The sequence below is a fragment of the Gemmatimonadales bacterium genome (assembly GCA_036265815.1).
Lineage (GTDB): Bacteria > Gemmatimonadota > Gemmatimonadetes > Gemmatimonadales > GWC2-71-9 > CAVVWJ01.
In genome coordinates, this window is record DATAOI010000106.1 from 1 (window position 1) to 11,774 (window position 11,774).

Annotated in this window: 11 protein-coding genes; 8 read left to right on the forward strand and 3 right to left on the reverse strand. The window is 69.8% G+C overall.

Features of this window, described 5'->3' with window-relative positions; translation table 11 throughout:
- Together VHR41_20165 and VHR41_20170 are read right to left on the reverse strand one after the other, a co-directional pair.
- Window positions 1-1,235 (reverse strand): BatA domain-containing protein (locus VHR41_20165; GenBank protein ID HEX3236518.1); only part of this gene is annotated, 1,235 nt, incomplete at its 3' end.
- Window positions 1,232-2,158 (reverse strand): DUF58 domain-containing protein, encoded by a 927-nt coding sequence (locus tag VHR41_20170; protein ID HEX3236519.1) that lies wholly within the window; start codon window positions 2,156-2,158, stop codon window positions 1,232-1,234. The genes VHR41_20170 and VHR41_20165, both read right to left, overlap by 4 nt.
- Before the next feature lie 208 nt (window positions 2,159-2,366).
- Here VHR41_20170 and VHR41_20175 point away from each other — a divergent pair, with 208 nt between their 5' ends.
- The 3 genes from VHR41_20175 (at window position 2,367) to VHR41_20185 (ending at window position 5,379) form a co-directional block, all read left to right on the forward strand.
- The gene (locus VHR41_20175; GenBank protein ID HEX3236520.1) at window positions 2,367-3,443 is read left to right on the forward strand and encodes a DUF4384 domain-containing protein; all 1,077 of its coding nucleotides are present in this window, start codon (window positions 2,367-2,369) and stop codon (window positions 3,441-3,443) included.
- A 71-nt stretch (window positions 3,444-3,514) separates the two neighbouring features.
- Window positions 3,515-5,026: a M20/M25/M40 family metallo-hydrolase gene (locus VHR41_20180; protein HEX3236521.1), complete on the forward strand. Its 1,512-nt coding sequence runs from the start codon at window positions 3,515-3,517 to the stop codon at window positions 5,024-5,026.
- Window positions 5,023-5,379 (forward strand): carboxymuconolactone decarboxylase family protein, encoded by a 357-nt coding sequence (locus tag VHR41_20185; protein ID HEX3236522.1) that lies wholly within the window; start codon window positions 5,023-5,025, stop codon window positions 5,377-5,379. The genes VHR41_20180 and VHR41_20185 overlap by 4 nt, the downstream gene beginning before the upstream one ends.
- Here the strand turns inward: VHR41_20185 and VHR41_20190 are convergent.
- Complete coding sequence (locus tag VHR41_20190; protein HEX3236523.1) at window positions 5,371-6,231, reverse strand: DMT family transporter; 861 nt, start codon at window positions 6,229-6,231, stop codon at window positions 5,371-5,373. The genes VHR41_20185 and VHR41_20190 overlap by 9 nt on opposite strands.
- A 155-nt stretch (window positions 6,232-6,386) precedes the next feature.
- Between VHR41_20190 and lepA the strand changes: the two genes are divergently transcribed.
- From lepA to VHR41_20215, 5 genes are all read left to right on the forward strand, one after another.
- Window positions 6,387-8,186: a translation elongation factor 4 gene (gene lepA / locus VHR41_20195; GenBank protein ID HEX3236524.1), complete on the forward strand. Its 1,800-nt coding sequence runs from the start codon at window positions 6,387-6,389 to the stop codon at window positions 8,184-8,186.
- A complete protein-coding gene (waaF, locus tag VHR41_20200) occupies window positions 8,183-9,205 on the forward strand; it encodes a lipopolysaccharide heptosyltransferase II (protein HEX3236525.1) in 1,023 nt (340 codons plus the stop codon). The genes lepA and waaF overlap by 4 nt, the downstream gene beginning before the upstream one ends.
- Window positions 9,183-10,160, forward strand: a complete 978-nt coding sequence (locus VHR41_20205; protein HEX3236526.1) for an ROK family protein — start codon at window positions 9,183-9,185, stop codon at window positions 10,158-10,160. Before waaF ends, VHR41_20205 begins: the two co-directional genes overlap by 23 nt.
- Entirely contained in the window at window positions 10,153-11,133 is a 981-nt protein-coding gene (locus tag VHR41_20210; protein ID HEX3236527.1) for a carbohydrate kinase family protein, read from the forward strand. Before VHR41_20205 ends, VHR41_20210 begins: the two co-directional genes overlap by 8 nt.
- Window positions 11,130-11,774: hypothetical protein (locus tag VHR41_20215; protein HEX3236528.1), on the forward strand; the 645-nt coding region annotated here is incomplete at its 3' end. The genes VHR41_20210 and VHR41_20215, both read left to right, overlap by 4 nt.

The window sequence follows — 11,774 nt, forward strand, 5'->3', positions numbered from 1 at the left end:
GTACGCCCGCTCTCTCTGGACTCGAGCCGGTAGCGCCGCTGTACCCGGATCCGACCCAGCAGCGGACCGCTGTCGCTATTGGCCGGCTCGGCGACCGGCGCCCCGAAGCTCCACGTCACCCCGCGGGCCGCGAGCGAGCGATTCAAGGCACCGATCGCGGCGGGGTCCTCCGGTGGGAGCACGATGGAGCTGCCTCGTCCCAGGCGCCCTACGGTGACCTGGTCGCCGCTGGCGATGCGGTGGTTGGTCATGAGCACCTGGCACGCCGCGGCCACGAATCGCCCGCCCGAGTCCCAGTTCACCCGGGCCACCGGCGCCACCCGCACCACTGCCACCCGGCGGTCATCGAGGCGCAGCTCGTCGGGATCGAGCTCCGCCGTAAGGATCCACCAGCCGACCGGCACGCCTGGAAGCGCCAGCACAGCGTGGCCCCCGAAGCGGGCCAGGGCCTGCCTTGCCGGCCGGGTCCCGAGCTGGGCGGCCACCGGGACCGTGGGGCCGGAATCGCCGGTGATCGTCACCGTAATCCGTCCACCGGTGGCGGCCCACGGCTGCGGCCCGGTCTCCAGGCGCGAGATCCCGATATTGTGCGGCGGCGGGTCGGCCGGGCGGCCGACCGTGAGCGGAACTCCCGGATCTCCCGGCGAAACCGCGCTCGCCTGCAGGTCGGTGAGCAGAACGACCTCTCCGGGACGGTTCTCCGGCGCGAGGATCTCGCGCGCCAAGCCGAGGGCGGCGCCGAGATCGAGCCGCCGGGAGGAGACGGTGAGCGCGTTGAGCTCGGGGCCGAGCGTCTGCCGGTCTCCCCGGCGGGGAACGCCGTCGGCGGTGAGCAGCCAGAGCGCGTCGTCCGGCGTGGCCCGAGCCAACACCGCGCGCCCGGCCGACTGGAGCTGAGCCAGCCGGGCGGTGCCCGCGACGATGGCCCCGCTGCTGGCCGAGTTGTCGACGACCAGCACCAGGGCGCTCGGGGCATGGCCCGCCACGCCCCCTCGGGGCGTCGTCGGCCCGGCCGCAGCCAGCACCAGCGCGGCGAGCAGCAGGGTCCGGAGCAGCAGCAGGAGCAGATGCTGCAGCTTGAGCCGGCGTTGGTGCTCCCGCGTGGTCGTGATGAGGTAGCGAACGGCGGGAAAGACGATGGTGGGCGGCTCACGGCGGGCGAGCAGGTGCAGCAGCAGCGGAATGGCCGTAGCGGCGAGTCCGGCGAGGGCCCACGGATGGAGGAAGCCGATCATGCCGCCCGGGACGAGGGAGCCAGTGCCTCGCGCAGCACCATGCCGTAGGGGGTATCGGTAATGACGCGATGGTACCGGATGCCATGCCGGCGGCAGGCGAGCCGCCATTCCCCCACCACGGTGTTCACGGTGTCCCGGTACGCCCCCGCCCAATCACGCGGGCGCAGCACCACCGAGGCGCGGGTCTCGGGGTCTTCGAACCGCGCTTCCGCCGGTCCGCCGAGCGCGACCTCCGCCGGATCCATGATGTGGAGCACCAGCACCTGATGACCTCGGTGGCGAAGAAAGCGAAGTGCCTTGAGCGCGAGCCCGCGGTCGAGCAGGAGATCGGAGACGAACACGACCAGCCCGCGCCGCCGGAGCTGGTCGACCACCCGGCGGAGCGCGGGTTCCGCCGCGGTCCCCTGTCCCGCCTCCAGCGTGCTGAGCGTCTGCAGCAGCTGGTGCCAATGGCTCAGCCGGGCCCGGGGCGGCAGGACGGTCCGTACCTCGTCGTCGAAGGTGATGAGGCCGGTCGCGTCCCGCTGCCGCAGCAGAACCAGCGACAGCGCGGCGATGAGCCGCTGAGCATACGCCAGCTTGGGCAGCACCGTGCCGGGCGCCCCGGTCCAGGCCATCGAGCGGCTGGCATCGCACACCACCATCGCCCGGAGGTTGGTCTCCTCCTCGAACTGCTTCACGTAGAGCCGGTCGTTTCGGCCCAGGATCTTCCAGTCCACGTAGCGGAGATCGTCGCCCGGTTGGTACATCCGATGCTCGGCGAACTCCACGGAGAATCCGCGGCGGGGCGAGCGGTGGAGTCCGGTGAGGAAGCCTTCGACCACCCCTTCCGTCACCACCTCCAGTCCACCAAGCTTCGCGACCTCGAGGGGATCGAGCAGATCGGGACGACCGTGGGGTGCGAGCGCGGCGGGCGGATGCATGCAGAGTTCAATCGTATCGGGGTCGAGGTCCCGAGGCAATCCGGGACGATCTGGGGAAGCCGCGTCCGGTCCCAAGGACAGCAGCGGGGGTGGCAGAACTGGCCTCGCGTTCTCAAAGCTTTACTCCAACGTATTTTATGCCGATACCTCTGGCTGGCACACCGCCTGCTGCCATGGAGGGGATACACCCGGAGCGCCCGGAGGCTACATGCTCGTCACCTTGGGGTGGATGCTGCTCGCCAGCCTCCCGCTCCAAACTCCCGCAACAATTCGAGACCACGTCCGCTCATCGCCCGCGGCCGGGCGAATCACGCTTTGGACCGATCAGGACGAGCCCTACGCCCGGGGGCAGTCGGCCCTGGTCTTCCTCAGCGTGGATCAGCCCGCCTACGTCGCCGTCCTCCGGGTGGACACCGACGGCCGGATCCGGGTGCTCTTTCCGCGGGACCCCTGGGGCGACACCTACGTCGCCGAGGGCCGCGCCTTCGAGGTGAGCCCCGACCGAGGGCGCCGGTCGTTCACGGTGGACGAGTTCCCGGGAATGGGATACCTCTTCGCTGTCGCCTCCGCTTCGCCGCTCGACTTCGACGACCTCACCCGGGGCGACACCTGGGACTCCCGCCGGATCGACGGTGGCCGGGTCCGGGGCGATCCCTATGTCGCCCTCACCGCGTTGGCCAAGCGGATCGCGCCGGAGGGGGTGTACGACTACGACGTGGTGCCGTATTACGTGGAGCACCGCTACGACTATCCGCGGTTCGTCTGCTACGACTGTCACGCCTACGCCGGGTACGACGAGTGGGATCCCTATCGCACCGCGTGCACCCGGTTCCGGATGGTCATCCGGGACGACCCGCGCTACTACCCGTACCGTTCCGGCAACGGCCGCAACGTGGTGGTCGATCGCCCGCAACGGCTGGGCCCTCGCTACGTGTTTCACGACGCCGATCCGCGGAGCAGCTATATCACCCGGGTCCCTGTCCGCGCGGGAGAGGAACGGCGCCGGCGCGACGATGATGAGGATCGCGGTCGCACCAGCGAGGATGTGGGCGGGCCCGGCACCATCGCGGCGCCCGGCCTCCCCTCGATGGGTCGGAATCTCCGGCGCGACCCGGCCCCCGATCTCTCGCCGGTCCGCCCGCTGATCGAGGCGCGCCGCCGGCAGGAGCAACGGCGCGAGGAGCGCCGGCGGGACGCGGGTGACACCACCGGAGCCGTGCGCGAGGGGCTCAAGCGGGCCCCGCGGAGCACCGGGGAACCGGAGCTGCGACGCCGGCGCCCCTGAAGCTCCGCCCCGCTATCTTCCCCCGCGGTTCCGTCGGCATTCACCCTGTCCTTCACCGGAAACTCATCGACATGCGTCGTTTCGCCCTCGCCGGCCTGGCGCTGGTGGCCGGCCCCGTCGCGGCTCAGACCTCAAACGCGAAGCCGGCGCCCGCCGCCAGCATCACCGCGGCCGACGTGGCCCACCGGATCGGGGTCATCGCCGATGACTCGATGATGGGCCGCGACACGCCGAGCCCGGGACTCGAGGCGACGGCGAAGTACGTCGCCGACCAGTTTCGCCGCTTCGGGCTCACGCCCGGCGGCGAGGACAGCACCTGGTTCCAGCGCTATCCGATCACCCGCCGGCAGTTCGACCTGGCCCGGTCTCGGGTGGTGCTGGAGAGCGGGGGCGTGAATACCGTAGCACGGCTCGACCAGTCCGCGCGGTTCCTCCAGGGCACCGTGCCGGAGCACGCGCCCCGCGGCCCGGCGCTGCTCCTGGGCGGGGCGCTCACACCCGACGCGGTGGCCCACATGCCGCTGCGCGACCGGATGGTCCTCTACGTCCCCGACTTCTCCAAACCGGTGGACCGGACGGCGGCGCATGTGATCCAAGCCATTCGGCTTGCCGCGCCGAAGGCGGTGGTCGTCGTTGCCAACGTGGACTCCCTGCCGTACAGCCAGCGCATCCCCCGCCAGTCGGCGGCGCGGACCAGCCTCGATCTCAAGCTGGTGAGCCCGCCGGTAGTCGAGGTGGGCGAATACGCCGTGGCGTCCGCGCTCCGCTCGGCGCGGCTCGATCTGCAGCAGGTGCGCGCGTCCACGGTGCCGGTGATGCGGGAGGTGCCGGGCCTTGGGTTATCAGTGGAGCTCCGGGACAGCGTGCTCCTGGCGCTCACCGCTCCCAATACGGTGGGCATCCTGGAGGGCAGCGACCCGACGCTCAAGCACGAATACCTGATCTACTCGGCTCACATGGACCACATCGGCATCACCCCGGGCCAGCCGGACAGCATCAACAACGGGGCTGACGACGACGGCTCGGGCACGGTGGGCGTCATCGAGCTGGCCGAAGCCTTCAGCCATGCCGGGGCGCGGCCCAAGCGATCGATCGTCTTCCTCACCGTGAGCGGCGAGGAGAAGGGTCTGTGGGGCAGCCGCTATTTCAGCGAGCACCCCACGGTGCCGATGCGCCAGATCGTCGCCGACCTCAACATCGACATGATCGGGCGGAACTGGCCGGACACCATCGCGGCCATCGGCAAGGAGCACTCGGACCTGGGCCGCACGCTGGAGCGGGTGAACCGGGCTCATCCGGAGCTGCGGATGACCGCGATCGACGACATCTGGCCGGAGGAGCGGTTCTACTTCCGCTCCGACCATTACAACTTCGCTCGAAAAGGCGTGCCCATTCTCTTCTTCTTCAACGGAGTGCACCCGGACTATCACCAGGTGACCGACTCGCCCGACAAGATCAACAGCGAGAAGGAGGCCCGGATCCTCCGGCTGCTGTTCTACCTCGGCCAGGAGCTGGGGAACGCACCCCAGCGGCCGCGGTGGAAGCCGGAGAGCTACCGGGAGATCGTGGAGGACGCGTCGTGAGCGGCAGCCTGGCGGAGTTCGACGCCTTCCGGTCGCGGATGAACGATCTCATCCTGGGCGCCGGCAATCTGACGATCAGCCGCTTCTTCGCCCTGGACGGACGGGCCTACGAGGCCGGGGCGCTCGGTGCCAGGACCAAGGAGATGCTCGGCCTCGTGGCCTCACTGGTGCTGCGCTGCGACGACTGCGTCACCTACCACGTCGTGCGCTGTCACGAGGAGGGGGTCACCCGGGAGGAGTTCCTGGAGATCTTCTCGGTGGGACTGGTGGTCGGCGGGAGCATCGTGATCCCCCACCTGCGCCGTGCCATGGCGCGGCTGGAGGAGCTGGCGGCCGGTCCGGCCTCATCCTGAGGCGGCGCCCTCCCGCGTTCGAGTCAACAGCACCCCGGCGATGATGAGAACCGCACCGAATCCCTGCAGCGGATGGACCCGTTCGCCGAGCAGAACCCATGCGGCAGTGGCGGCCACCAGCGGGGTGACGCACATATAGACTGCCGTACGGGTGCCCCCCACCGCTTGGACGCTCCGGTTCCACAGGATGTACGCCAGCACCAGGGAGAACAGCGTAGCATACGCCATCGCCATCCACGCCGTGGCGGGGACCGCCGACCAGTCCAGCCCGATCATGCCGGGCATGGCGGCAAGCACCAGCCCGGGCGCCCCGGCGATGGTGGTCACGGTGGTCACCCGGAGAGAGCTCAGGCCCGAGGGGAGGCCGCGCAGGCCCAGGGTGTACCCGGCCCAGCAGAGGACGGCCAGCACGGTGAGCAGATCGCCCATCATGGTACCCGCGGAGAATCCGACGCCGCGGGCCGCGATAACCAGGGCGACCCCGAGGGTGCCGAGCGCGATGCCCCAGCCCATCCTGGCGGTAACCCGCTCCAGTCCCAGCGCTCCGGCGAACACCGCCACCACGGTGGGCATGGTGGAGAGCAGCAGCGAGCTGTTGGTGGCCGTGGTGTGGGCGAGCCCCAGGATGAAGGTGAGCTGGTAGAGGGTGTTGCCCACCACGCCGAGCACGACCAGCTGCCGAAACGTCGCGGTCGGCAGGGCGAGGGGGCCCTCGGTCAGTCGCAGCACCACCCAGAGCAGCAGGCTCGCGAGCAGGAAGCGCACCGCCGTGAACGCCAGCGGCGGCATCTGTCCGATGGCGAGCTTCATGACCCCGAAGTTGATGCCCCAGATCAGACAGACCAGCAGCATGCCGGCATCGTGCGTGGAGAAGGAAGACACAGGGGGTGGAGAGGACGGTGCGGGCGGGGCGGGCGGCACACGCGGTGTGGTCACGCCCGAAGAGTAACACCCCACCGCCTCGTCCTGCCCGTCCTCTCCGTCCTCTCCGCCCTTATATTCCCGCCATGTCTCAAGCCCGCATCCGCAACTTCTGCATCGTCGCGCACATCGATCATGGTAAATCGACGCTGGCCGACCGCCTCATCGAGGCGACCGGCGCGGTGGAGAAGCGCCAGATGCGCGACCAGCTCCTCGATACGATGGACCTGGAGCGGGAGCGGGGGATCACCATCAAGCTCAACGCGGTGCGGATGCGCTACCGGGGGAAGGACGGCGTCGAGTACGAGCTCAACCTGATCGACACTCCCGGTCACGTGGACTTCACCTACGAGGTGTCCCGCTCGCTGGCGGCCTGCGAAGGCGCCATCCTGGTGGTGGACGCGTCCCAGGGCGTGCAGGCGCAGACCCTGAGCAATCTCTTTCTGGCGATGGACGCGGGGCTGGAGATTCTCCCGGTGCTCAACAAGATCGATCTCCCCGGCGCCGAGCCGGAGCGGCGGGCCCAGGAGATCATCGATCTCATCGGCGCGCGGCGGGAGGAGATCCTGGCCGTCTCCGCCAAGGAGGGCACCGGTGTGCCGGAGCTGCTCGAGGCGATCGTGGCCCGGGTCCCAGCACCGCGGGGCAAGGAAGACGCCCCGCTCCGAGCGCTCATCTTCGACTCGTACTACGACCGGTACCGCGGCGCTATCCCCAGCATTCGGGTGGTGGACGGCACGGTGCGCGAGGGGATGGAGATCGCCTTCGGCGCGCACCCGGACGACGTGTACCACGTGGACGAGGTGGGGTATCTGCAGCTGGGCCAGCACCCGGCGCACGAGCTGGAGGCGGGCGAGGTGGGCTACCTGGTCGCGAGCCTCCGGAACGTGCGCGACGCCCGCGTGGGCGACACCATCCTGGACGCCCATGACCGCGCCGCCGAGCTCCTGCCCGGCTACCGGGACGTGAAGTCGATGGTCTTCGCCGGGATCTACCCCACCGACTCGGAGCAGTACGAGGGCCTGCGGGACGCGCTGGAGAAGCTCTCGCTCAACGACGCCAGCCTGCAGCACGAACCGGAATCGTCCACCGCGCTGGGCTTCGGCTTCCGCTGCGGTTTCCTCGGCCTGCTGCACATGGAGATCGTGCAGGAGCGGCTGGAGCGGGAGTTCGACCTCAGCCTGATCACCACGGTGCCCACGGTGGAGTACCACGTCTACACCACCGACGGCGAGATGGTGCTGCTGGAGAATCCGAGCAAGCTGCCCGACCCGGCCTCGATCGACCGGATCGACGAGCCCTACGTGAAGGCGCGGATCATGGCGCCGGCCGAGTACATCGGCGGCATCATGAAGCTGGGCCAGGAGCGGCGCGGGGTGTACCTGGGGATGCACTACATCGATACCGCGCGGGTGGAGTTTCAGTTCGAGTTTCCGCTGGGCGAGATCGTGCTCGACTTCTACGACAAGCTCAAGTCGCTGTCCCGGGGCTACGCATCGCTGGATTACGAGATGGCGGGATACCGCGACTCGGACCTGGTGAAGCTGGACATGCTGATCAACGGCGATCCGATCGATGCGTTCAGCGTGGTCATCCACCGCGACAAGGCGCAGGAGTACGGCCGCAAGGTGGCGGAAAAGCTCAAGGAGCTGATTCCGCGCCAGCTGTACCAGGTCGCCATCCAGGCGGCCATCGGCAACAAGGTGATCGCCCGCGAGACCATCTCGGCCTTCCGCAAGGACGTCCTTGCCAAGTGCTACGGCGGCGACATCACCCGCAAGCGCAAGCTCCTCGAGAAGCAGAAAGAGGGGAAGAAGCGGATGAAGCAGATCGGCGCGGTGGAGATCCCGCAGGAGGCCTTCCTGGCGGTGCTGCAGGTCGAATGAGGGCGGAGACGCTGGTCATCCAGACGGCGTTTCTGGGGGATGTGGTGCTCACGACCCCACTGCTCTCGGTCCTGGGCGAGCGGCACGGTTCGCTGGACGTGGTGACGACGCCGGCCGCGGCGCCCCTTCTGGAAACTCATCCCGCCGTGGCGGAGGTCATTCCCTACGACAAGCGGGGCGCGGACCGCGGCGCCGCCGGACTGTGGCGCCTGGGTCGCCGGCTAAGCGCGCGACGCTACGCCAGGGTCTACCTCCCGCATGGCTCATGGCGTTCGGCCGGGCTGGCATTACTCAGCGGAGCCTCCGAGCGCACGGGCTTCGCGGACAGCCCGGCCGCGGTTACTTATACCACGCGGGTACCGGCCATGGAGCGCGGCCACCAGGTCGAGCGGCTGGTGCACCTGGCAGGCCCGGTGGTGGGTGCTCCGCCGGCGGTGAGTATCGCGCTCACGTTTGAAGAGCGGGCGGCGGTGGGGGCCTGGTTGGGTGAGCGGGGGCTCGGCCCCGGTTTCCTCGCGCTCGCCCCGGGATCGATCTGGGGCACCAAGCGCTGGCCCTACTTCGCGGAGCTCGCCGCGGCGGTCGATCGGCCCATCGTCGTGCTCGGGAGCGCCGATGACGCGGGGCTCGCCGCCGAGATCCTGGCGGCCGCACCGGGCCGAGCCCACAGCGCGGCGGGCGTGATGAGTCTCCGGGCGGCGGCGGCGCTACTGGAGCAGGCCGGCGTGCTGGTCACCAACGACTCGGCCCCGCTCCACCTCGCGACGGCGGTGGGAACCCCAATCGTGGCCCTGTTCGGACCGACGGTGCCGGCGTTCGGCTTCGGCCCGCGCGGGCCGAGGGACCTAGTGGTGGAGCACGACCGGCTCTCCTGCCGGCCCTGCTCGTCCCACGGTCCCCGGGTCTGTCCCCTGGGCCATCACCGCTGCATGCGGGAACTCTCGGTCGAGCGGGTCCGGGCGGCGATCGCCGCCGTGACTGCCGGGGAGGTGCGGGGTGCGATTCGTTCTGGGCATTGACATCGGCGGCACCAACCTCGTGGTCGGGAGTGTGGCCGAGGATGGCCGTGCGCTCCAGGCGTTGGACAGCGAGCCGACCCATGCCGAAGCGGGGGCCAGCGATGTGCTCGACCGCCTGGTGGCCCTCGCCGCCCGCGCCGTCGAGCGGACCCGGAGCGAGGTGCCCGGCGCCGAAATCCTCGGCGTGGGCGTTGGCGCGCCGGGCCCGTTGGACACCCGCAGCGGAGTGGTGCTGCTCACGCCCAACCTGGGCTGGGTCAACATGCCGCTGCGGCAGATCATTCACGATCGCCTGGGACTCCGGACCGCGCTCGACAACGACGCCAACTGCGCCGTGCTAGGCGAATGGTGGGTGGGCGCGGCACGCGGGTCGCGGCACGCGATCGGGATCACCATCGGCACCGGCATCGGAGGCGGGCTCATTCTGGACGGCCGGCTGTATCACGGAGCCTCCGACGTGGCCGGGGAGATCGGCCACACCACGATCGACACCGAGGGGCGCCGCTGCAAGTGCGGCAATTACGGCTGTCTCGAGGCCTACGCGTCGGGTCCCAACATCGCCGTTCGCGCCATCGAAGCCCTGGAGGCGGGCGCCGAAAGCCGGCTGCCCGCGTATGTAGCCGGCGACCTGCGGCAGCTCACGGCGCAGACCGTCTATCAGGCCGCGAAGGACGGGGACGAGCTCGCCCTCGAGGTGGTGAACGACACCGCCAAGTTTCTCGGTGTCGGCATCGGGAACCTGCTGAACATCTTCAATCCCGAGGTGGTGGTGGTCTGCGGCGGCGTTACGCTGGCGGGCGATCACCTGTTCGTCCCCATGCGCCGCGAGGTGGCGCGGCGGGCGTTCAAGCCGGCGGTCACCGCGTGCCGGATCGTGCCGGGCGAGCTGGCGGGGACGGCCGGCGTGTACGGCGCGGCGCGCGTGTTCCTCGACCAGACGGCCGCGGGTGCCTAAGGTCGGCGTGGTCGGGTCCCTGGTCTGGGACCTCATCTATGGCCGGGACCCGCTGGCTCCGCCGGTCGAGGAGTGGGGCGGCATCGCCTACGCGCTCGGCGGCCTCGATGCCAGCCTGCCGCCCGACTGGGAGATTGTTCCACTGATCAAGGTGGGCCGGGACCTCGCCCAGGAGGCGCAGGATCTCCTCCGGGGTCTGGCCCGGCTCACGCCCGGCGGACGGTGCGTGGAGGTCCCCACTCCCAACAACCGGGTGGTCTTGCATTACCAGTCGAGCGAGCGGCGCTGCGAGCGGATGTCCGGCGGCGTGCCCGCCTGGACCTGGGCCGAGCTGGGCCCGATGGTCCGGGATCTCGACGCAGTCTATCTCAACTTCATCTCCGGATTCGAGCTCTGTCTGGGTACCGCCCAGGCGCTGCGCCAGGGATTCGGTGGGCCGATCTACGCCGACCTGCACAGCCTCTTTCTCGGCATGCAGCACGATGGGATGCGGGTGCTCCGGCCGCTGGCCGATCCGACGGCCTGGTTCGAATGCTTCGACGTCGTCCAGCTGAACGAGGACGAAATGCGTCAGCTGTCGCCGGACCCGTTGTCGCTCAGCGCCCAGGCGCTCAGTGCCGGCACGTCGCTGCTGGTCGTGACGCTTGGACCGAAAGGAGCAGCGTACGTGGCCGGGCCGGGGTTCGACGGATGGAAGGCCGGGCCGGCCGGGAGCGTAGCGGCTTCGGATTCCCCTCTCGGAATCAGCGGTCTGGCGGCGCGGACGGCACTCATCCCTGCGCCTGTGCTCGATGCCGTCGACCCGACTGGCTGCGGCGACGTGTTCGGCGCGGCGGCCTGCGCCCGGCTCCTGGCGGGGGATCCGGTCGAGAGCGCGCTTCGCCATGCCTCGCTCATGGCCGGACGCAACGCCGCCTTTCGCGGGGCCGGCGGACTGGCCCGTCATCTCCGCGGCGAGCTCCTGACCCTGTGACCCGAGTCATCGAGGTCCCCGCCACGTTCGACGACCGTTCCTTCGAGCAGTTCGCCGGCGGGTTCGGGGCCTGGCCGCCGGAGGAGAAGATCCTGGTCGATGCCCGCGGCGCTCAGTGGGCCTCGCCGTTCGGGCTGGTCACGATGCTCACGGCGGGACAGGCGCTGGCCGAGGCCAAACGGGAGAGGCCGCTCTTCACCGTGCCCACCAGCGACGAGGTCAAACGCTACTGGGCCCGGACCGGCTTCTTCCACTACGCCGCGGAGCTCTTCGAGCTGCACGGGAAAGTGCCCAAGGCAACCGCGACGGGTCCGTCCGACGTGCTGCTCGACGTCACGCCGGTGCGCGGCACCGAGGACGTCCACGCGGTGGTGGACAAAATATCCGAGAGCGCGTCGCGCATCCTGCACGGCGAGCTGGGCCTGGAGATGAAAGCGACGCTGCGATTCAGTATGGCGCTTTCGGAGGCATGCCAGAATATTGTGGAGCACGCCGGCACTAGCGGATGGGTCGCGGTGCAGGCCTATACGTTCCGCCGCCGGCTGGGGCGCCGGGTGGCGGTGATCGCGGTGAGCGACGCCGGGATCGGGTTTCGCCGATCGCTGGAGAGCACCCAGGCCAAGCGCTACGGCGAGCGCTGG